15 protein-coding genes are annotated in these 21,906 nt (G+C 50.9%); 6 read left to right on the forward strand and 9 right to left on the reverse strand.

Translation table 11 applies throughout. The features are described 5' to 3' along the window. The 5 genes from DEF47_RS24425 (at position 1) to DEF47_RS24445 (ending at position 4,009) form a co-directional block, all read left to right on the forward strand. Entirely contained in the window at positions 1-1,248 is a 1,248-nt protein-coding gene (locus DEF47_RS24425) for a serine/threonine protein kinase (RefSeq protein ID WP_012187795.1), read from the forward strand. 9 nt (positions 1,249-1,257) lie between these two features. Continuing rightward, positions 1,258-2,331: a serine/threonine protein kinase gene (locus tag DEF47_RS24430; protein WP_012187796.1), complete on the forward strand. Its 1,074-nt coding sequence runs from the start codon at positions 1,258-1,260 to the stop codon at positions 2,329-2,331. Between the two features lie 144 nt (positions 2,332-2,475). Beyond that, positions 2,476-3,006, forward strand: coding sequence for a D-sedoheptulose-7-phosphate isomerase (locus DEF47_RS24435; RefSeq protein WP_502697259.1), 531 nt, complete (start codon positions 2,476-2,478; stop codon positions 3,004-3,006). 80 nt (positions 3,007-3,086) lie between these two features. Next, positions 3,087-3,626 (forward strand): D-glycero-alpha-D-manno-heptose-1,7-bisphosphate 7-phosphatase, encoded by a 540-nt coding sequence (locus DEF47_RS24440; protein WP_012187798.1) that lies wholly within the window; start codon positions 3,087-3,089, stop codon positions 3,624-3,626. 2 nt (positions 3,627-3,628) lie between these two features. Beyond that, positions 3,629-4,009, forward strand: a complete 381-nt coding sequence (locus DEF47_RS24445) for a YbjQ family protein (protein ID WP_012187799.1) — start codon at positions 3,629-3,631, stop codon at positions 4,007-4,009. 28 nt (positions 4,010-4,037) lie between these two features. Here DEF47_RS24445 and DEF47_RS24450 read toward each other — a convergent pair whose 3' ends face one another. From DEF47_RS24450 to DEF47_RS24485, 8 genes are all read right to left on the reverse strand, one after another. Further along, entirely contained in the window at positions 4,038-4,859 is an 822-nt protein-coding gene (locus DEF47_RS24450; RefSeq protein ID WP_012187800.1) for a hypothetical protein, read from the reverse strand. 11 nt (positions 4,860-4,870) lie between these two features. Continuing rightward, the gene (locus tag DEF47_RS24455) at positions 4,871-5,671 is read right to left on the reverse strand and encodes a hypothetical protein (RefSeq protein WP_012187801.1); all 801 of its coding nucleotides are present in this window, start codon (positions 5,669-5,671) and stop codon (positions 4,871-4,873) included. A gap of 156 nt (positions 5,672-5,827) precedes the next feature. Then, positions 5,828-10,459 carry a DNA-directed RNA polymerase subunit beta' gene (rpoC, locus tag DEF47_RS24460; protein WP_012187802.1) on the reverse strand — a complete coding sequence of 1,544 codons (4,632 nt, stop codon included), beginning with the start codon at positions 10,457-10,459 and terminating at the stop codon, positions 5,828-5,830. Between the two features lie 17 nt (positions 10,460-10,476). Further along, complete coding sequence (locus DEF47_RS24465) at positions 10,477-11,169, reverse strand: LAGLIDADG family homing endonuclease (RefSeq protein ID WP_012187803.1); 693 nt, start codon at positions 11,167-11,169, stop codon at positions 10,477-10,479. A 78-nt stretch (positions 11,170-11,247) separates the two neighbouring features. Next, a complete protein-coding gene (rpoB, locus tag DEF47_RS24470) occupies positions 11,248-14,901 on the reverse strand; it encodes a DNA-directed RNA polymerase subunit beta (RefSeq protein WP_012187804.1) in 3,654 nt (1,217 codons plus the stop codon). Between the two features lie 358 nt (positions 14,902-15,259). Next, positions 15,260-16,186 carry a bifunctional riboflavin kinase/FAD synthetase gene (locus tag DEF47_RS24475; protein ID WP_287045376.1) on the reverse strand — a complete coding sequence of 309 codons (927 nt, stop codon included), beginning with the start codon at positions 16,184-16,186 and terminating at the stop codon, positions 15,260-15,262. A 370-nt stretch (positions 16,187-16,556) separates the two neighbouring features. After that, positions 16,557-17,288: a DUF4386 domain-containing protein gene (locus DEF47_RS24480; RefSeq protein WP_012187806.1), complete on the reverse strand. Its 732-nt coding sequence runs from the start codon at positions 17,286-17,288 to the stop codon at positions 16,557-16,559. A 1-nt stretch (position 17,289) separates the two neighbouring features. After that, entirely contained in the window at positions 17,290-18,153 is an 864-nt protein-coding gene (locus DEF47_RS24485) for a MerR family transcriptional regulator (protein ID WP_012187807.1), read from the reverse strand. Positions 18,154-18,259: 106 nt separating this feature from the next. Here DEF47_RS24485 and DEF47_RS24490 point away from each other — a divergent pair, with 106 nt between their 5' ends. After that, the gene (locus DEF47_RS24490) at positions 18,260-18,769 is read left to right on the forward strand and encodes a GNAT family N-acetyltransferase (RefSeq protein ID WP_012187808.1); all 510 of its coding nucleotides are present in this window, start codon (positions 18,260-18,262) and stop codon (positions 18,767-18,769) included. Between the two features lie 65 nt (positions 18,770-18,834). Here DEF47_RS24490 and DEF47_RS24495 read toward each other — a convergent pair whose 3' ends face one another. Then, the gene (locus tag DEF47_RS24495) at positions 18,835-21,687 is read right to left on the reverse strand and encodes a VWA domain-containing protein (protein ID WP_012187809.1); all 2,853 of its coding nucleotides are present in this window, start codon (positions 21,685-21,687) and stop codon (positions 18,835-18,837) included. Positions 21,688-21,906: the final 219 nt, after the last annotated feature.

A 21,906-nucleotide genomic window follows, 5' to 3' on the forward strand; every position in this document is an offset into this window, starting at 1 on the left:
ATGTTGCTTCAAGCAGGAACCGAATTGTTGGGGCGTTATCACATCGTGCGGGCAATCGGCCAAGGCGGTATGAGCGCTGTCTATGCAGCGTTTGATCGCCAATTGAATACGCCTGTCGCGATTAAACACTTTCGCAATCACGATCCTGCTTTGCACGCCAGCCTCGACCGCGAAGCCCAAATTTTGGCGCGGTTGCAACACTCCGCCTTGCCCCGCGTCTATGATATTCGCCGCGAGAACGATGATGCCTATTTAATCATGGATTTGATCGAGGGCGAAACCCTTGGCACGTTGCTAAGCCAACGCGGCAGCGGCTTCGAGCCTGCAACCGTGGTGGCGTGGGCAGCAACCTTGGCCGAGCCATTGAGCTACCTGCATCAACAAACGCCGCCCGTGATTCATCGCGATATCAAGCCGCATAATGTGATGCGTACACCTGCTGGCAAATTGATTTTGCTCGATTTTGGCTTGGCCAAACAATGGTCAACCGGCCAGCAAAGCGTGATTGCCTATACCCTGCCCTATGCTTCGTTGGAGCAGATTCAGGGCACGAACACGCTGGATCAACGCAGCGATGTCTATGGCTTTGGCGCAACGCTCTATCATTTGCTAACCAATCGCGAGCCAGTTGATGCCTTGACTCGGGCCAGTGCCCAAATTTATGCCAACCCTGACCCGTTGCCCTTGCCAAGTAGCCTAAATAACACAGTTACGCCAGCGCTTGATCGGGTGCTGATGGATAGTTTGGCGTTACGCGCTGATGCCCGCCCAGCAAGCATTAGTGCGGTCGTCAGTTTATTGCAAGCAGCGCAATCAGCAACAGTCAGCGTGCCCTTGATTGCGGCTAACAGTGCTGGGCAGCCGACAATTCGGGTTGATTCGCAGTTGCCTGATGGGGTGAGTTATGCCACGCCACGGCGCTTCGAGCCACGTCCGGCTCCGGCTTCAACTCCGGCTGCTCCACCGCGTCCACGCCGCTCGATCTCGCGCTGGAGTGCGGCTGAGCAGATGAGTCGCGCCCAATGGAGTATGCCCAATTATCAGCAACTGTACCAAGACCGCGAAGATCCTAAGCCATTTAGCCCGCTTAATAATCCGCAATGGATGATTGCTCAAGATGCAACCAAGAGCAGAATTAACGCAGCACTTGACGATGATGACGACGTGATCAGCCCAAGCCAGGTTATGAATGTATTGTTTTTTCTGCTGATTATCATTTTTATTGGAGCATGTCAATATTTGGGTTAGGGAGCAGTTATGAGTTTAGGGGTTGGTTCAGTTTTACTTGGGCGCTACCAAATTTTGCGCTTAATTGGCCAAGGTGGTATGGGCACGGTCTATGCCGCCTTCGATCAACAGCTTAATCATCAGGTCGCAATCAAATATTTTCGTGGTCAGGATGCCACGTTTCAGAGCAATTTGCAGCGCGAAGCCCAAATTTTGGCCCGTTTGCGCCATCCATCATTGCCACGAGTTTACGATTTACAGCGAGTTGGCGATGCCGCCTTTTTGATCATGGATTTGATCGAAGGTGAGAATCTTGATACGTTGCTATTCCAACGTGGCGCTGCTTTTGAGCCAGATGTGGTGCTGGCGTGGGCCAAGGCACTTGCTCCAGCGCTCAGCTATTTGCATTATCAAACGCCGCCTGTCATTCATCGTGATATTAAACCGCAAAATATTATTCGTACCCCCGATGGCCAATTGATCTTGGTCGATTTTGGCTTGGCTAAACAATGGGCTTCCTCAAACCAAAGTGTCGTGGCCTATACCTTGGCTTACGCCGCCTTAGAGCAAATTCAAGCCACCAGCCCAGTCAATCAGCGCAGCGATGTCTATAGTTTTGCTGCAACCCTTTATCATTTGTTGACCAATTGCGAGCCAGCCGATGCGCTCACTCGCGCCAGCAGCTTGATTAATGGCCAGCCAGATCCGTTGGTCAATCCAGTTAATTTAAATCCAGCGGTTTCGCCTGCAATGGCAGCAGTTTTAGCCCAAGCCATGGCGTTGCCAGCCCACGAACGGCCTGCGAGCATCGATCAATTTATCCAGCAATTGCAACAAAGTTTTTACAATCAGCCAAGCCTGATGAGCAGCGCCGGCCAACCAACAATCGTCCAACGCCCAGCAGTTGCGACAATCGTCTTGCCGACAGCGACCAAGCCTGCACTATCAGCCCAGCAAATCTTGCAACCGCAAGTGCCACCCCAACAGATCACCTATCAAGAAAAAAGTGAATCATCCCTCAATTTAGAGCAGCTATGGACATTTTTGATGGTACTGTTATTTCTTGTTGGCTTGATGGTTTGGATAACCAATGCTATGAATTAGTTCGTCATAATCCACATAGTGATAATCTGCGCTGAGCAAGATTTTGTGGTATGCTTGGCGTATTTGAGCTTTAAAATCAAAGGAGTCGCTTCCGTGGCTGATTACAGCGCCTATATTGAAAAAAGTTTTCGTGAACATATTGCGATGGCCGAGCGCGTCTTGGCCGAACAATCAGCAACGATTAATACCATGGCTAATGTGTTGATCGCGTGTTATCAACAGGGCCACAAGGCTATTTTTTGTGGCAATGGTGGCAGCGCCGCCGATGCTCAACACTTGGCCGCCGAATTTGTCGGGCGCTATTTGATCGATCGCCGCCCTATTCCGGCCTTGGCCTTGCATACCGATACTTCAACCTTAACCGCTGTGGGCAACGATTATGGCTATGATCAGGTGTTTTCGCGCCAAGTCAAAGCCCATATGAACCCAGGGGATGTCTTGGTTTGTCTGACCACCAGTGGCAATTCAGTCAATGTGATCAAGGCTGCCGAAGTTGCTCGTGAACTGGGCAACCCCGTTCTGGCCTTGCTTGGTGGCGATGGTGGCAAGATTTTGCCATTGTGCGATCATGCTTTGGTTGTGCCATTCAAGTTGCCCTATTTGGTGCAAGAAATTTCGATGGTCGTCGGCCATTTGTTATGCGACCTGACTGAACAAGCTTTATTTGCCAAATAACGAGCTTGATCGACGCAATGGCGCAGAGATTGTGATGATCTCTGCGTTTTTTAATTAAATTTTATAGTTGAGATAGACCAATGAGCCAACCAGCCGTGTTTATTGATCGTGATGGTACGATCAATGTTGAAGTTAATTATCTGCATCAGCCCGAATTGGTTCAGCTTGAGCAAACTGTTGGTCAAGCGATCGCTCGTTTGAATCAAGCTGGATTTTTGGTGTTGGTCGTGACCAATCAATCAGGAATTGCTCGTGGCTATTATCGCGCTGAGGATATGCATTTGGTCCATCAGCGGATTAGTGAATTGTTACAGCCCTTTAATGCCCATATTGATGCTTGGTATTATTGCCCGCATCATCCTGAGGTAACGGGCGATTGTGCTTGTCGCAAACCCAATTTGGGTATGTTCGAGCAAGCTCAAGCCGAATTCGCGATCGATCTCAGTCGTTCGTGGATGATTGGCGATAAGCTGCTCGATGTGCAAGCAGGCATCAATTTGGGCGTACCCGCAATTATGGTGGCAACTGGCTACGGCACACAGCATCAACACGATTTGCCTGAGCATGCTATGCTGGTCGCAAATCTTAATGCTGCTGTCGATTTGATTGTGCAGGAGTAAGTATGCAACCCCAAGCACCGCAACCACTTCAACCACCACCAGTTCAAATCGTACCACCATGGATGATCTCAGCCACCTTCGATTTGCCAGGCTTCCGAGTTGTGCAAAATCGTGGGATTGTACGGGGCATTGTGGTACGTTCGCGCTCGGTTTTTGGCACAATTGGCGCATCATTTCAAACCCTGGTTGGCGGCAATATTACCATTTGGTCGAAGCTATGTGAGCAAACTCGCATGGAAGCCTTCGAAATTATGTCGTTGCATGCCGCCGAAATTGGGGCAAACGCGATTATTGCGATGCGCTACGATGCCACCGAAATTAGCACTGGCGTGACTGAAGTGCTGGCCTATGGTAGTGCCGTAATTGTTGAACCAATTCGTTAAGCCAAAATCAGCCAAGCTATTGCTCATGCTAGCTTGGCTTTTTTGTAAATAATTGCTTAAGCGTATTCCAAAGCAGCTCGGCTCCCACAAAGATGAAAAATGGCACAGCCCATATCCCATTAACGAACAACCATGTAGACCGCCAAATAAAGCGGTGGTCGGCCATCAAGCTCTCAACGCTGCTGCCAACATACAGACGCGGGGCATTTTCGATTGCGCTATAGCCATGAGTATCAAGGTTTTTGGTGATCGCGGTCTGTTGTGGATTTTGATTGGTTGGTTTTGAGATCAGCGCTGCCTTGATTGGTTGCTGCCACTCTTCACATTCATATTCAAAATAGCCACCACAGACGGCCCATGCTGGAACTGGCTGGTCGGGCTGCCAATCGGGGCTGGTCAGCGGCGCAACGCTAATCGCATGCCAGGTTGTGCTTGAGCGGCGAGCATCGCTGGTAGTGTAAGCAAAGGTTACACCATATTCATGTTGCACAACTGCTTGCTCCAACGTGAAGATCATGGCTTCGGGATGTTGGCTGATTTGCTCAGCCCGAATGTTGTCAATTTGAACTTGACCATAATACAGGCGTTCGCTACTTGTACCAATCGCTGTGCCGATCAGCGTGCCAATATTCAACAAACAGATCACGCCCAACAGTGTATGATTGATCCAGCGATGGCTGAGGCGAACAAACAGGAAAATACTGGCGATTCCAGCAATAACACCGAGTAGATAGGACGCTGACTCGCCCAGCCAAAAACCAATTGCCCCACCCAGAACTGCACACCACAAACCAAACAGTATCCCTACTATCAACGTGCGCCCAAAGTTTAGCCATTGAATTTTCATCATTTGTTCCTTATCTATTTATTGCGCAACCAACGCCATGTAAAGCGTACACAACCGATCAGCACAATTGGCACGGCCCAGACCAAAACCATGATGATCCACACGAATAGCCATTGCCAGCGTTTGGCGGTGTTGAAGCTATTCGAGCCTGAGCCAACTTCTAGCATTGAAGCGTTGTTTAGCTCTACATAATCGTATGTGGCAAGGTTTGTGAGCTTGGCAACGGTGTATTTATCAAGGTACAGTTCTTCGGGCAACGCGCCATTACGAATCGGCTCATCCCAATCGTAGCAAGCGATGTTGTAATCGGCATTGCAAGCGGCCCAAGCAGGCACAGGGTCACCATATTGCCAATCGCTGGTGGTCAGTGGCGCAAGACTGTAGTAACTGTAGGTGATGCGTGAGCTTTTGCGATCTTTGCTGGCAACTTTGTGGACGGTGGCATAGTTGGTTTGTACCACAGCATCATTGAAGTAAAAGATTGCACCATTTGGATAATAGGGGATTTCGGCAGCAGTAATGTTGTTGATAGTTTCTTTGCCAGCGGTATAGCGCATATAGCGCCAGCCCATGCCTGCAAACATCAAAATAACCACATGCCAGATAATAATCATGCCTGCGAAACTACTACTAATACGGCCATCAGTAGCGCCAGCCCAATAGGCACTAATGCCCAGCCAAGCGATGCCAAGCAGCGCAAATGACCATGGCGGTGGCGTAAGAAACCCCAGAATTCCGCCGATAACCACGCATAAAACGCTGTTGTAAAACCCTGCCGCTAGATGAAAGCCTAAACTGCGCCATGAATCAAACATGCTCTGGCTCCTTTCGCTGCATTGCTGTGTGCTAGGTACGCAGCTAGCTAGCAAGGGTTTTAGTGTACTAGGCGATCACTGGTTGGGGGAATAGCACAAAAACACCGTTGGAATGGCTCCAACGGTGTTTTGTTGATTGAACTTTTGGGCTATTGCTTAGACGTTTTCCTCGTCTTCGTCGGTGCCTAAGAGTTCGCTCAGGGTTGGTTTACGACCTTCTTCAGCTTGCAAACGAGCCATGGCTTGGGCAAACAAGTCATCCTTTGGTCCATTGCCACTGTCGATGTTGGTGACAGCGTTCAAGGCTTCGTCGAATGAGCGTGGTGGCGCGGGCTTGGGTTCGCTCATCACTGCTGGCGCAGGCGTTGCTGCTGGAACTTCGCGATCAGCGGGAGTGCTGGTGATTTGGGCAACCCGCAAGGCGGCTTCTTCAGCCAATTTGCGCCGTTGCTCCATCCCCGTACCAGCTGGAATCAGCTTGCCGATAACCACGTTTTCTTTCAAGCCACGCAGGTAATCGATCTTGCCATTGACGGCAGCTTCAGTCAGCACGCGCGTGGTTTCTTGGAACGAGGCCGCCGACAAGAATGAGTCGGTTGACAACGAGGCCTTGGTAATCCCCAACAAAACTGGCACTGCCAATGCTGGGTCACCACCTTGGCTCACAATCGAAGCATTGATCCGATTGAGTTCGTGGAGTTCGACCAATTCGCCTGGCAAGAGTTCAGTATCGCCTGGCTCTTCGATGCGTACCCGTCGCAACATTTGGCGCACAATCACTTCAATGTGCTTATCGTTGATCCCCACACCTTGCGAACGATAGACCTTTTGGGCTTCGTTGGTCAGGTATTCTTGAACTGCTTCGCGACCACGCAATTGCAGCATTTCTTGAGGGTCAGATGAGCCTTCGGTCATTTGTTGGCCAACTTGCACCAAATCGCCATCTTTGACCCGCAAACGAGCAGCGTGGGCAATCACTTCTTCATGTTCTTCGATGTCTTTGGCTTGAATTACCAAGCGATCATCGTCAACATAGACGTTGCCAGCTAGGCCTGCGACCAATGGTGCACGACCATCGCCATCGACATTGCTTTCGGCCAAGAGGTTGCCAATTTCGACAGCATCGCCGTTTTTGACCACCACGCGGTAATCTTTGGGCAACATTTGCTCGTCGGTATAGACTTCCTCAGAGACGATCCGCAAGCGCCGAATGCCTTCTTCTTCGCGCACAATCTGGACACGGCCAGCAATCTGAGCCAGCACCGCTTTCCCTTTCGGAATCCGGGCTTCGAAGATTTCTTGCACCCGTGGCAAACCTTGGGTGATGTCGGTATCAGTTGCCACACCACCAGTGTGGAACGTCCGCAGGGTCAGCTGCGTCCCTGGCTCACCAATCGATTGCGCCGCGATAATCCCGACAGCTTCGCCAATTTCGACCATCTTGCCAGTGGCAAGGTTGCGGCCATAGCACTTGCGACAAATGCCATAATCGGCGTTACAGGTCAGTACCGAACGGACATAAATGCCAAATTCAGCTTGAGCCTCTTTGTCCAACGATTTCAGCACATTCGCAATGTGCTTGCCATCGTCTTCTAAGATTTCGCTATCGGTATCGAAAATGACTTCACCAGTCACGGGATTAGTGACCGGAGCCACCGTCACGCGGCCAACGATCCGATCTTCGACCGAGGCCAAAATATCGCGACTGACCCGAATCCACATACCTTCGGTTGTGCCACAATCTTCGATCGTCACGATCACATCTTGGGCCACGTCCACCAAACGGCGGGTCAAGTAACCAGCGTCGGCTGTCCGCAAGGCGGTATCAGCCAAACCTTTCCGACCACCGTGGGTTGAGATGAAGTACTCGATAACGCTCAAGCCTTCGCGGAAGTTGGCGGTAATCGGCAATTCGATAATCCGTCCGGTTGGGTCAGTGGTCAAGCCCCGCATCCCCGCCATCTGGCGAATTTGCTCGACGTTACCACGCGCACCCGAGGTTGACATCATCGAAACTGGCCCGAATGGATTCAATGAGCGTTGAACTTCAACCTTGATTTGGTTGGTAGCATCGAGCCACGCCGTAACCACTTCACGATAGCGCTCGTCGTCGGTAATCAAACCACGACGTTGCATCTTTTCGATGTCTTGCACTTTCTTGTAGGTTTCTTGCACAATTGCATCTTTGGTATCAGGCACTTCTACGTCCGAAGCCGAGAAGGTCATCCCGCCCAAGGTCGCGTGCTTGAAGCCCAAGGCCTTGATCCGGTCGGCCAAACGCGCCGTCCGTTCTGAGGCATAGAAACGCAACAGCGATTCTTCCGAGGTTTCAGGGCCGAAACGTTCAATTAATTCTTGATACACGTCGGCGATGATGTTCTCGCGCTGTGAGTGGAAGCGATAGCAGTCGGCGATCAAGGCTTTCAATCCCGATTTGCCAACCAAGAAGTTGCGATAGTGCAATGGTGAGCGATAGCCGTTTTCGCCAGCTTTTGGCTCGCCTTGGTAGCGCAACGCATTGTTGAAGATGATCCGCCCAACGCTGGTTTCGATCAAAACGCGTGGCGTAACGCCATCCAACGATGGCAATTCCTTTTCACGCAAATCGCTGCCTGGCAGAATGTAATCTTCGATCACAATCCAAACAGGTGCTTGAATATGTACAACACCATTGGTGTAGGCCAACAAAGCTTCGTCAATTGACCCAAAGCGCTTGCCGCCACCCTTAGCCCCAGGTCGAACTTGGGTCAGGTAGAAACAACCCAACACGATGTCTTGCGATGGCGTAATAATTGGGTCGCCAGTTGCCGGTGACAACAGGTTGTAGGTTGAAATCATACGACGACGGGCTTCTTCTTGGGCTTTGCGCGACAATGGTACGTGCACAGCCATTTGGTCGCCGTCAAAGTCGGCGTTGAATGCGGCACACACCAAGGGGTGCAATTGAATCGCCGAGCCTTCGATCAGCTTGGCTTCAAAGGCTTGAATCGACAAACGGTGCAGCGAAGGCGCACGGTTCAGCAATACCAAGTAGTCTTTGATGACTTCTTCGAGCACATCCCACACTTCGGGGCGAACCCGCTCAACGAAGCGCTTGGCTGATTTGATGTTGTGGGCAAAGCCTTTATCGACCAAGCGGCGCATGACGAATGGCTTGAACAATTCCAAGGCCATTTTCTTGGGCAAACCACATTGGTGCAATTGCAGGGTTGGTCCGACCACAATCACCGAACGGCCTGAGTAGTCAACCCGCTTACCCAAGAGGTTTTGGCGGAAGCGGCCTTGCTTGCCTTTGAGCATATCGCTCAGGCTCTTAAGGCGATGCTTGCCCTTGCCACTGACTGGGCGGCCACGGCGACCGTTGTCGATCAAGGCATCAACCGCTTCTTGCAACATACGTTTTTCGTTGCGCACGATGATTTCAGGAGCGTTCAACTCCATCAAGCGCTTGAGCCGGTTGTTGCGGTTGATCACCCGTCGATACAGGTCGTTCAAGTCAGAGGTCGCAAACCGACCACCATCAAGCTGGACCATCGGGCGCAAATCTGGTGGAATCACTGGCAAGACGGTCATAATCATCCATTCAGGACGATTGCCGCTCTTGCGGAATGCTTCAACCACGCGCAGCCGTTTGGTGGCTTTCTTGCGGCGTTGACCCGATGAGCTTTGGACTTCGGCTTGCATTTGGTTCGACAATTCGTCGAGATCAACCATCGATACGATGTCGCGCACCGCGCCAGCACCCATATCAGCCTTGAAGGTGTAGGGCGCTAAATCACGCAGAATCCGATATTCGTTTTCCGAAATAATCCGGTGCAACTGAATATCATCCAAGCGATCAAGCTTGTCTTTTTCTTCTTTGTTGAGATCTTCAAGCTGTTTGATCAAGGCCGTGGTTAGCCGTTCTTGTTCAGCATCAGCCACCGATTGGCGTTGATCACGCTCGCCGTCGGCCAACAAGCGCACGTTTTCAATCTCGTATTCGCGGCGTTGTTCAAGCTTTTCGCGCTCTTGATCGATCAGTTGTTCGAGCTGTTCCAAGCTGCGTTCGCGCACTGGCTCGTTTTCTTCGAGCAGCACCGTGCCACGATAAACAATATCTTCATCGGCTAGTGCGTCGATGCCGATCAGTTCTTCGAGGTGTTCGCGCAATGCATTGGCTTCATCTTCGATTTCTTGGCGTTGGCGGGCAAATTGTTCATGCGTTCGCTCCAACGTGCCTTCCATGGCATTATCCATCGCCGCAAGGTCTTTGCTTAAACGGGTTGCCTTTTCGCCACGTTGTTCGATAATTTTTTCTTCGAGATCTTTGCGCCGCACGCCAAAGTCGGTCTTCATTTGCTCACGTACATTGCCCAATGCCAGATCATCGACATCGGTGATAATATACGAGGCAAAATAAAGCACTCGCTCAAGATTACGTGGCGAGATATCTAAAAGTAAACCCAAACGCGATGGTGTGCCTTTAACAAACCAAATATGCGATACAGGCGAGGCAAGTTTGATATGACCCATGCGATCGCGTCGCACTTTGGATCGGGTGACTTCTACGCCACATTTATCGCATACAATGCCCTTATAACGCACACGTTTGTACTTCCCACAGTAACATTCCCAATCGCGGGTAGGTCCGAAGATTTTTTCACAGAACAAGCCATCGCGTTCAGGACGCAGAGTTCTATAATTAATCGTCTCTGGTTTGGTTACTTCACCGTGCGACCAGCTCAGGATATCTTCTGGTGAAGCGAGACTGATACGAATTGCATTGAATTCATTGATTTCGAGCATGGTTGAACGCTCCTCGGTTAAGGAAGATAGTTTGCAAAATGCAAGCGCATCTTCTCGGTAATTGTTCCCCGCTCAGGCGACTTCTTTGGTTGCCATTGCTCAAATTGCTGCGCGATAGCAGCCTTACGTGCTAGCATCAGGCTATTATTATGATACAGCCATATTGCTAAACACTTAGCACGAATTGTGCTCCACTTGATGTAATAATTATTGCGATTATGGCTAATATTTGGTGCTGGAATTCCAGTCATTAATTCAATACATCTACCTGTTTCCAGCAGTAACTGCTGAGAACCAGAGTAAATTTGAATGACAGGCCGATCTCCATTCCAAACTAAGGTACCGTCACCATCAATAAACCCACGAATAAAATCCACGAGATATTCGGTTGGTACATTAGGAAAGCCTATAACATGCGATTTATTTGGAATTCCCCCAAGATTGAGTAGATCGTGATACAAGCCTTGATTGCAAATAACCATTTCGTGACAGGTTGATTCTTTACGTACTTGACGCAAAGCTGTTGTCGCACCCATAGCATCGGCAATTGCTTGTAAGTGTTCTATATCAATACTAGCGATCTGAACAAAATGACCACCAGTGTTGGAATGAATTCGCATATATCCATCAGCCCACCAATAGCCTAGAACATAGGCCATGGTTGGTGACCATGTGCGAAAGAAAGGATTGCTAGCAGCAGGTCGAGCCATGGTTAGCACCGTGCGATAGAGAGGCGGTAGTTCACGTCATTGGGAACTACCGCGAGAGCAATGGATCGCAACCGAAGTTTAGAGTTCGCCTTTTTCCATCCCCGACAGGTTGATGCCGTCGAGTGAGATTAAGTCATCGGCTTCGCTATCGGTTAGCTCAACCGGGCGTTCATCAGCGGTCAACACATCGACCGACAGACCAAGCGATTGCAACTCTTTGATCAAGACCTTGAACGATTCAGGTACGCCGGCTTCGTTGATTGGATCGCCCTTGACGATCGCCTCATACGTTTTGACCCGACCAACCACGTCGTCGGACTTGACCGTGAGCATTTCTTGGAGAATGTAAGCAGCGCCATAGGCTTCGAGCGCCCAAACTTCCATTTCACCAAAGCGCTGACCACCGAACTGAGCCTTACCGCCGAGTGGCTGTTGAGTCACCAAGCTGTAAGGGCCAGTTGAGCGAGCGTGGATCTTATCTTCCACCAAGTGCGCCAACTTGAGCATATATTTGTAACCGACGGTCACTGGATTATCGAATTTCTCGCCAGTGCGGCCATCGTAGAGATCGATCTTGGCATCGGATGGCAGGCCTGATTCAGCGAGAGCTTTGATAATATCCTCATCGCGTGCGCCGTCGAAGACTGGCGTGGCGATACGGAAGCCCAAGCGTGAAGCAGCCCAACCCAAGTGAGTTTCCAAAATCTGGCCGATGTTCATGCGGCTTGGCACCGCCAACGGATTCAAGACGATATCAACAGGCGTGCCATCGGGTAAGAATGGCATATCTTCGATTGGCAGCACGCGGCTGACCACGCCTTTATTGCCGTGGCGGCCTGCCATCTTATCGCCTGGGCTGATTTTGCGCTTTTGACAGAGCATCACCCGCACCGTTTGATTGACACCGACAGGCATTTCAGTTGTTTCGTCGCGGGTAAAGACCTTGACATCAATGACTTTACCTTTGACCCCGTTGGGAACGCGCAAGCTACTATCTTTAACTTCGCGGGCCTTTTCACCGAAGATAGCTCGCAAGAGCCGTTCTTCAGCGGTCAGGTCAGTTTCGCCCTTGGGTGTGATTTTGCCAACCAAAATATCGTTTGGCTGAACATCAGCACCAACATAGATAATCCCGCGTTCGTCCAAGTTTTTAAGGCTATCTTGGCCGACGTTAGGAATATCGCGGGTAATTTCTTCGGGGCCAAGTTTGGTATCGCGAGCTTCGACTTCATATTTTTCAATGTGAATCGAAGTGAAAATATCTTCGCGTACCAAGCGTTCGCTAACCAAAATCGCGTCTTCGAAGTTCCCACCTTCCCAAGGCATGTAGGCCACGAGAATATTTTGGCCAAGCGCTAGCTCGCCATTTTGGGTCGAAGAACTATCGGCAATTACCTCGCCAGCCCGAATTTTATCGCCAATAAAGACGCTTGGGCGTTGGTTGATACAGGTATCTTGGTTCGAGCGCAAGAACTTGAGCAATGGATAGGTGCGTTCAGTGCCATCGTTTTCGCGAACCAAAATGCGTTCGCTATTCGATGAAAGCACCACAGCATCGGCACGAGCCACAACCACCTGACCTGAGTCGCGGGCGGCTTTGTGCTCCATGCCAGTACCGATAATTGGCGCATCAGGGCGCAACAACGGCACAGCTTGGCGCTGCATGTTCGAACCCATCAAGGCACGGTTTGCGTCGTCGTGTTCCAAGAACGGAATCAACGCGGTTGAAACACTGACCACCTGCTTGGGCGAAACGTCCATATAATCGACCGAGGCGATTGGAGCTTGGACGAAATCTTCAGCATGGCGGCATGAAACCGTTGGGTCGATAAAGCGGAAGCGTTCGTCAAGCAAAGCGTTAGCTTGGGCAATGATGAACTTATCTTCTTCATCGGCTGGCAAATAGTCGGTTTCATTGGTGACAACTGGGTGAATTTTGATTGCACGTAAGGGCAAATCGGCAATTTTGGTTGCCAAGGCGCGGTCAATTTCTGAACCAGCTTCGGCAATCAAATCGCCAGTCGCTGGGTTGACAATATCTTCACGCAGCAATTGTCCATTGAGCACACCGATCGCAATGATTTTGGCTAATTCAGCATCGACCCGTGCCCCAGCGCGAGCGATCAACTCGCCAGTGCTGAGGTGGCGCACATCGCGGGTAGTCATGCCACGTTCAAGCCAGAGCGGGGCATTATCAACTTCGCGATAGACACGGCGATAGGGCGTTTCAAGGAAGCCCATTTCGTTAACCCGTGCAAAGGTTGACATCGTACCGATCAGACCGATGTTTGGACCTTCAGGCGTTTCAACCGGGCAGATCCGGCCATAGTGCGAGTGGTGAACGTCGCGAACCTCAAAGCCTGCACGGTCGCGGCTCAGACCACCAGGGCCAAGCGCTGAAAGGCGGCGTTTGTGGGTCAACTCAGCCAATGGATTGGTTTGATCCATGAACTGGGAAAGTTGCGAACCGCCGAAGAACTCGCGCATAGCGGCAACCACAGGCCGGATATTGATCAAGCCATTGGGAGTTGCAGCTTCTGGTTCTTGCAACGACATGCGTTCTTTGATCACCCGTTCCATACGCAGCAAACCGACGCGGAATTGGGTTTGAATCAATTCGCCGACAGTCCGCACGCGGCGGTTACCGAGGTGGTCAATATCATCGGGGTTGCCAATCCCATTATTGAGATCGATCAAGCGCTCGACGATTTTGAACAAATCGGCTTTGCTGAGCACGCGCATGGTTAGGCTGGGAATTTCTTGGCCTTCGAAGAGGCGGCTTTTTTCCCACAGATTGCGATTTAATTTATAGCGACCGACTTTGCCCAAGTCGTAGCGGCGGGCGTTGAACAGCAAGGTTTCCAATAACGAACGGGCGTTATCGACAGTTGCTGGATCGCCTGGGCGCAAGCGCTTGTACAATTCCATAATCGCTTCTTTGGCATTGGTTGATGGATCTTTATCCAAGGTTGAAGCGATATATTGGTGGTCGCGGTTAACATCGACATTGGCGAATAAGGCGATAACGTCTTCATTCAGCCCACATTGATCGAGTGGTTTATCGCCAAATAAGCCGAGCACCGCGCGGATCAAGATCGTGACTGGCAACTTACGTTTGCGGTCAACCTTGACCGAAAGCACATCGCGCTTATTCGTTTCAAACTCCAGCCAAGCACCACGGTTGGGGATCAACTTAGCACTGTGGAGCGAACGACCGCTGGTTGGCTCTTTTTCTTCCTTGAAATACACGCCAGGTGAGCGAATCAACTGCGACACAACAACCCGTTCTGCGCCGTTGATCACAAACGTCCCATTATTGGTCATCAATGGGAAGTCACCAAGGAAGATATCGCTTTCCTTGATTTCACCGGTAGTTTTGACCTTCAAGCGCACGCGAACCCGCAGGGGGGCGGCGTAGGTCATATCACGTTCACGGCACTCAAATTCGTTATAGCGGGGTTCGCCGAACTCATAATCGCTAAACGAAAGCTCTAGGTTTTTGCCCGTGAAATCGTCGATGGGATTAATTTCATCGAACAATTCACGTAGCCCTTCACGTTGAAACCAGCGAAACGAATCGATCTGGGTTTCGATCAACTTCGGTAATTCAATCGCATCGGTAATGCGAGCAAAACTCCGACGTGATGCGATCATCGCACGACCTTGGTCATCGCGGAAGATACTGGACGTGATCAGCGGTGGCAGGATAACAGTTGACTGAACTTGCGGCATCAGCTTCGCTCCCTAGCCCCGCAAAAGCACAAAATGCTCACCTCCAAACACCCGTAGTCAAAAATGCGACTTGTGGTTGTCCGGCTGCGAGTTTGACTGCTTTTGGCGGCAGCGCAACGAAAAATACGCCCAATGGCGTGGTATTGGTTTAAGTTCTTGGCGTGGATCGAAAGCCTCGTCCAAACACTACGAAAAGCTATTTTTGCAAAAGGAGATTATAGCACCAACGGTTGGAGGTGTCAAGAGACAATACGAGGTTTAAACTTGCGGGCATTATACTCTCGCGCTCGGTAGAAGTCAACCCCTTTTTTTAGAAATTCGCACAAATGTTTTGAATTCTAAAAAAGGGGTTGGTTTTTTAGGCGTTGGCAAGCCATTCACGGGCAAATTGGGCATCGCGGCCAATCTGGGCCACCAGTTGTTCGATGCCAGCAAATTTTTGTTCGCCGCGAATATGTTGTAAAAAGCTAACTCGCAACGGGCGACCATAAATATCTTCGTTGAAATCAAATAAATGAGCTTCAACTGCGCGACCAAGCACGCCAAAAGTTGGCCGCACGCCGATGTTGGTCACAGCGCCAAAACTACGCCGATCATCAAGCAACTGAACCTTGCAAACATAAACACCATCAGCGGGCAACGTATGATTACTGGCAATTTGCACATTGGCGGTTGGAAAGCCAATCTTGCGCCCACGCTGATCGCCTGGTATAACCGTGCCTTGCAAGCTAAATGCCCGCCCAAGATAATGATTGGCAGTTTGGACATCGCCAGCAGCTAAACTAGTGCGAATCGCAGTTGAGCTAACAATCTCGCCATCAAGCGTCCAGTAGGGAATTGGCTCGACCGTAAATCCCAACTCTTGGCCAAACTCCTGCAAAACCGGAATTGTGCCAGTGCCGCGATGACCAAGCTTGAAATCTGGGCCAACCCACAATTCACGAACTGGCACATGATTCAAGAGCAATTGTAAAAAAGCCTTGGGGCTAAGCTGCGAGGTAGCATGGGTGAACGGCAACACCGCCAGCAAATCGATGCCTAGCTCTTGCATTAATGCTGCTCGCTCATTGATTGTGGTTAAGTAGCGAATCTCACGCTCAGGCCGCAAAATCTCATCAGGATGCGGATCGAAGGTCAAGACCGCGCTATGGCAATTGTGCTGGCGAGCGCGTTCGACCAAACGGCGCAGGAGTTGTTGATGGGCTTGATGCACGCCATCAAATTTGCCAATAGTTAAGAGCGTTGGAGTTTGATAGTGCACGCTGGCAAGTTCAGCAAAATGCATGGCCTGGTTCCAATTCATAAAGTTGCCAATATCGCCTCACAAGATACCATTGTCATTGGTAAATAGCAAAGGTTGCGAGGGATCAGGGGGTTAGGGATCAGGGGCTAGGATGTTTTAACCCAGAGGCGCAGAGTTGGCGAAGGATGAAGGATGAAGGATGCGGGGATGAAAATAGGTGAGTTTGGGTAAGGTTTTAGGGGTAAGGATTGTCAGCGATCCCTCACCCCCTAGCCCCCGCTCCCGCACGCGAGGCGAGGGGGAACCGTCCATCATGATGATAGGGAACGCCCCTCGCCCGCCGCAGTGGGCGAGGGGTTGGGGGTGAGGGACTATACCTTCAATTTCCTTAATAATAGTTGTAAGAATAAGTTTATGCTTTGGATTTATGGCGCAACAACATACCACCAAGCGTAATCAGCCAAAATTGCCAAAGGCTGCCGCTGACCGTCAACATTGGCCCAGCACTAATACCGTAGAGTTCGATTAGCGAAACCAACACACTGGCGGCGGCGATCAGCCCGCTATAGCCCAGCCAGCGCGGCAATGTTGTTTGGCGTAGAATCGTCAAGGCTACGCCCGCCGTCCATAAACCACCAAACAAGGCCACGCCAATTTGCTCGCCAACACCGCCAGCATAATTATTGAAACTAGTGTAAATCACTTCGATGGTGGCGCGTAGGTTAGGATCGCTGGTGGCGCTATATTGTTCGGCAAGGGTTGGCATCATCAACAACCAGCGCCCAATCCCCAGCAATTTGGCAAAGCCTGCCAACATACCCAAGCCAGCCGTAACCCGCATCAAGGCGCTTTCGCTCGCCAGAATTTGCCATAGTAGCAAAGCGATCGGAATAAGCATAGTTGCCGAAAGGAAATAGGCCGTATAGCCGAGTGCAACTGCCGAGCGTTCTTGTAGAATCAAGGGCAACGATTGCGAAGCTGGATTATCGAGACTGGCAGGCCAATCGATTGCGCTGCTGAGCACCAAAAAGGCAACTAGAAACACGCTAAATTGAGCGAAAAGTAATCCGGCTGCCCAGCGATAGGTGCTGGTCATGCTTCGTTCAGTTTGGTTGGTTGTAGGATAGGCTTTGGTGGCGATCATCTTAATTCCTTTCATTATCTCGTAGTTTGATTGGTAGTTGTAATTCAATTACCGCTGGCTCTTGAATGCCGCCTTGAGCATTGTGGGCTGGCCCTGAACGATGAAATTCGCGCAGTGGCCCAATCATTTCGTAGTTGTGCAAGCCAACCCAGCCCAACAGCGCCAAAGCGGCGGCGTGAATTTCGCTAAAACTGCCTTCGAAAGCGAGGGTTGCGGCCAATTCGAGGCTAGGCAGGGTTTGAAACTTGATGTTGCTATCGGGCAATTGAGCCATATTGTGCTCGGCCAAACTGACTGCTACTTCGACTCCAATATCGGTTTCGATAAACTCCTCGTTGTGATAGATCGTAATTTCTTGGGCAAGGATTGGAATGCGCTGCTGTTGCACTTGTTGATACAGCGATGCATAAAGCCGATGACAGTAATAACCCATTTGATCAAGGCTTGGTACAATCGCTCGCATGCTGACAATCGGCTCAGCAGCGGTCGATTTGAGCATCATGGCATAGGGCCATGGCTCTTGTTCATGTTCAATTTGGGCCAAGCGAGCACTGACTTCGGCTAGTTGGGCTTGCTTTTTGGCCAGTTCAGCAGTTAAGCGGGCTTCTTGCAGGCGCAACATCCCACGCAGTTGATCAGCCGAAAGATCATCGTGGTTCAATAATTCGCCGATTTGTTGGAGACTTAGCCCCAGGCCATTGAGTGCCACAATGCGATGCAGCCGTGGCAATTGCTCAACTGAGTAGTAACGATAGCCAGTCCATTGATCAATTTGGTTGGGAATGAGCAAGCCTAATTTGTCGTAATGGCGTAGCATCCGCACCGAAACTTGAGCCAAACGCGAAAATTCACCAATCTTGAACATAGCAACCATCCTTGTAAATCTGATGTCGTTGATGCTACACCCTATCACAGTGGCAGAGTCAAGCAGCAATTTTTAAAATAGATTTACAGTGTAAGGAGTTTGAATTATGGCAATCACTATCGATCGGCTGGGGGTTGGCGACGAGGCGATTATTCAACAATTGGCTTTGGATGATGCGCTATTTGGGCTTGAACCTGAAACTGATGAACCACTGACCGCGCTTGATGATCAAGCGGCACGCCAATTTTTGGCCAATCCAGCGGTGTTATATTGGGTCGCGCGTGAGGCTGAAATCATTACGGGCTTTTTGTACTGTGTGGTTGTGCCGTTGCGCTCAGGCGAAGGTAGTGAGGTCTTGCTCTACGAAATTGGCGTGCATCACCACTGGCGGCGTAAAGGCATCGGTCAAGCCCTCTTGCAAACAATGGAAGCATGGATGCGCGAACAGACGATAAGCGCGGTTTGGGTGCTAGCTGATAATCCTGAAGCCGCAAGTTTTTATCAGGCCTGCGGCTTTGAGGTTGAGCATGAGCAACCCACATACTTGGTTAAGAACGTAAAGTCTGGGGAGCGGTTGTTGGGGAGCGGGGATCGGAATTTCACGCAGAATGAATAATATTGGCCACGAAGAAACACAAAGAATAGTTCTTCGTGCTCTTCGTGGCCTTCGTGGATCAAAGCTTATTGCCTGCGGGCACGATTTTTGGCGGCGCGGAGCCGTTCGAGTGGATCTTCGGCTTCATCAACGGCTTTGGTTGGATTGTTTGGTGTACTTGGTAATGGCGTAGTTGCTGGGTTTTCTTTGGGCTTAACTTCGCGCTCGCTCTTATCGCTGAACATTTGCTGGCGGGCACGCCCCTTGGCTCCCTGCAAACTGTTCATTGTGGCAGTTGGGGCGGCAGCAATCGTTTGGCGCTCTTTGCGAGCTGCTTGCAAGGCGGCAAAATCTTTGCGGCGCAAGTTGAGGCGGCGAATTGCGATATCAAGCAACAGCAACACCAAAGCTGCAAACAACAAGCCCAAATCAATAGGCGTAGCGCGGCGCACTGCATCCAGCGTATGATCAAACGCTTGCATTGGTTGGCTCAAGCTGCGGCCCGCAGTGGCTTTGGCCAAAGTGCTCAGCAATTCAGGGTTAGATTGGCCTTGGCGATATTCTGGCGAGTAGGGAACAATCAAGCCCAAGGTGCGGGCAAAGGCTGGCTTGCCGTTTGCATCATTGCCGATCACCTGAATCAAATAGGTGCCAGCAATTGGGCTAGCCACCCGTGCGCGATATTGGCCAGGCCCAACTTCAGCCAAGGTTGCATCAATCGCCTCGCCAGTTGGCCCGATCAAACGAGCATTGACGTTCATCGCAGTTTGTGGATTGCCCTTCTCGTCGTTGGCAACAATATCAATTTGCACGTCGCTGCCAATTAACGAGGCCTCACCACTGACATTATCGTTGCTGATACGTGGCAAAAGCCAACCAACCAACTGCGCCGTGAAGCGTGGAAATTCTTCCCATGTGACCCAGTTTGAGGCCCATTTGCCCTTGAGATCGCTCGTCCAAGCGATGCTCCGGCCAAGCCCATATTGCCATTGGGCCAAAATGGGAGAGCCATCGCTGGCAGTCAAAATAACTTGAGCGTTATCTTTTTCGACTGTGCCGTTATAGCCCAACAAGCTTGGCAAGCCTTCTTGCAAATCGGCCAGCACCGGGCTATCGCCAGCATAAGCCGGGGTAAATTGTTCTTCAACGATATAAGTGCCAACCGCCTGAATCGTTTCTTGCAAGAAGATTTGCGGCACTTCTTCCATCACGCGGGCTGGATAATAACGTCCACCACCCAGCTCAGCATAGCGTTGCAAAGCGTTATCCGAGCCATTACCTGCTGCAACCACCGAGAGCGTAATGCCATCTTTGTTCATATTTTCGGCGATTGATCCGATATCGGTAGCATGGCCCCAACCATCGGTCAGCAAAATCGCATGTTTGATTTTAGCATCGCTCTGGCGCAATTGCTCATAGGCAGCGTTCATGCCACTAACCACGTTAGTTTGGCCGCTTGGTGGCACAGGAGCCAAAGCCGCGACAACATCATCTTGGCTGGGCACTTTATCGAGTTCAATCGTCCAATGCGCCGAATCATCAAAGGTCACGACACCCAATTTATCGTCTTTGCCCAGCACCGCAGCGGCTTGAGCCACCGCTTCTTTGGCAATATCGATTTTGCGCGTGCCACCACCTTCACGCGCCGCCATATCGCCACCGTTACAGTGACAAGCATCCATACTGCCCGATTTGTCGATGATAAACACCAAAGCAATATCAGGGCGTTGTTGGCGATTGCGCACATCCATATTGACGGGCAAGGCTTCTTCGATGGGGGTGGCCGTGTAGCCACCCACGCCAAAACTTTGGCGACCGCCGATCATTGCCAAGCCACGCCCAAGGTCGCCAACATACGAGCGTAATAATTTTTGGGTATCTTGATCGATATCGCGCGACGGCACATTCAGCAACAAGACTGCTTCATAATCGCTCAATGCTGCTAAATCGGTGGGCAAGCCAGTGGCTGGAACAACGACTGGTACAAGGTTGGCAGCTTCGAGTGCTGGCTTGAGCGCACTTGCATCGCCGACTTCGCCTTCAACCAGCAGCACCTTGGGCGGGCCACCAATTTGCACCAACGAAGCCGCCACATTATTTTGGGCACGCGTATCGCTGGTTGGCACAACTTGGGCACTATAGCGATGGAAGCCTTGATCGTTGACAACGAGCGTTGTGGTAAAGCTACTCGTGCCAACTGGTAGATTGATCGCTTCTTCCAGTACAATTTGCTCATCGGCTCGCCAGCGCAATTGGGCTGATTGGGCGGTATTACTTTCAATCGTGGCGATCAACTGAATTTCTTGGCCTGAACGGGCGGCTGATGGTGCCCGAAAGGCACTAATTGCCACTTCGGGGTTGCCTTGGCCAATGCCTGTTGGCACAATATCAATTGGCACATTGCGGCGTTGCGCCAGTGGGATCATCTCCAAGGCGCGGCCACTGTTCTCGCCACCATCAGAGAGCAACACCAAACGTTTTTGGGTATCGGCGGGAAACAGCGCCAAACCAAGCTGAATTGCTTCGCTAATATCGGTACGCGCAGCAATTGGCACCGATTGAATTGTGCCTAAGCGCTGAATTTCAGAGGGAACCCGCTCAACCAAAGCGTTTTCGCCAAACACCACGACGGCAGCTTTATCGCCTTCTTGCATGGTTTCGAGCGCTTGGGCAATAAATTGCTCGTTGTTAGAGCGTTGGCCCGGGGCAATTGAGTCGGAGCTATCGAGCAAAAATACCGTGGTTAGGTTTTGAACTGGTTGGCGTACTTGGGTTCCGGCAAGGCTGCCGATCAAACACAGCAGCAATAGCGTGCGTAAGCCCAAGGCCCACCAACGGCGTTGGCCTGTGCGACCACGGTTATTGAGCCAGCCCAACAGCCAGACCAGTGGCAGCGCCAGCAAAAACCAGAGATATTCTGGTCGGACGAACGATAGCATAACTTCATCCTAGCAAGGCCAAATGCCAATGGCATCGGGAACCTCTCCATGAACAGCTTGCGCCAGCAAACGCCGAACTGTTGAACGTTTCGATTTAGACTTCAACTGAATAGCATGAACGCTAAATCATCAGATTGGGTTCCCTCACCCCATTTTTCGTGTGAAACCCTTGCGCTAAACTCCCCTCTCCCGCCGCAGTGGGAGAGGGGTTGGGGGTGA

It is taken from the genome of Herpetosiphon sp. (genome assembly GCF_003512625.1).
In the GTDB taxonomy this organism is placed as follows: Bacteria; Chloroflexota; Chloroflexia; order Chloroflexales; family Herpetosiphonaceae; genus Herpetosiphon; species Herpetosiphon aurantiacus.

Bases quoted from the DNA above. Each gene is read 5' to 3' on its own strand.
- rpoB (WP_012187804.1), bottom strand. From the start codon at position 14,901: ATGCCGCAAGTTCAGTCAACTGTTATCCTGCCACCGCTGATCACGTCC.
- DEF47_RS24440 (WP_012187798.1), top strand. From the start codon at position 3,087: ATGAGCCAACCAGCCGTGTTTATTGATCGTGATGGTACGATCAATGTT.
- DEF47_RS24485 (WP_012187807.1), bottom strand. From the start codon at position 18,153: ATGTTCAAGATTGGTGAATTTTCGCGTTTGGCTCAAGTTTCGGTGCGG.
- DEF47_RS24450 (WP_012187800.1), bottom strand. From the start codon at position 4,859: ATGATGAAAATTCAATGGCTAAACTTTGGGCGCACGTTGATAGTAGGG.
- DEF47_RS24445 (WP_012187799.1), top strand. From the start codon at position 3,629: ATGCAACCCCAAGCACCGCAACCACTTCAACCACCACCAGTTCAAATC.
- DEF47_RS24480 (WP_012187806.1), bottom strand. From the start codon at position 17,288: ATGATCGCCACCAAAGCCTATCCTACAACCAACCAAACTGAACGAAGC.
- DEF47_RS24465 (WP_012187803.1), bottom strand. From the start codon at position 11,169: ATGGCTCGACCTGCTGCTAGCAATCCTTTCTTTCGCACATGGTCACCA.
- DEF47_RS24455 (WP_012187801.1), bottom strand. From the start codon at position 5,671: ATGTTTGATTCATGGCGCAGTTTAGGCTTTCATCTAGCGGCAGGGTTT.
- DEF47_RS24495 (WP_012187809.1), bottom strand. From the start codon at position 21,687: ATGCTATCGTTCGTCCGACCAGAATATCTCTGGTTTTTGCTGGCGCTG.
- rpoC (WP_012187802.1), bottom strand. From the start codon at position 10,459: ATGCTCGAAATCAATGAATTCAATGCAATTCGTATCAGTCTCGCTTCA.
- DEF47_RS24475 (WP_287045376.1), bottom strand. From the start codon at position 16,186: ATGCATTTTGCTGAACTTGCCAGCGTGCACTATCAAACTCCAACGCTC.
- DEF47_RS24490 (WP_012187808.1), top strand. From the start codon at position 18,260: ATGGCAATCACTATCGATCGGCTGGGGGTTGGCGACGAGGCGATTATT.
- DEF47_RS24430 (WP_012187796.1), top strand. From the start codon at position 1,258: ATGAGTTTAGGGGTTGGTTCAGTTTTACTTGGGCGCTACCAAATTTTG.
- DEF47_RS24435 (WP_502697259.1), top strand. From the start codon at position 2,476: ATGGCCGAGCGCGTCTTGGCCGAACAATCAGCAACGATTAATACCATG.
- DEF47_RS24425 (WP_012187795.1), top strand. From the start codon at position 1: ATGTTGCTTCAAGCAGGAACCGAATTGTTGGGGCGTTATCACATCGTG.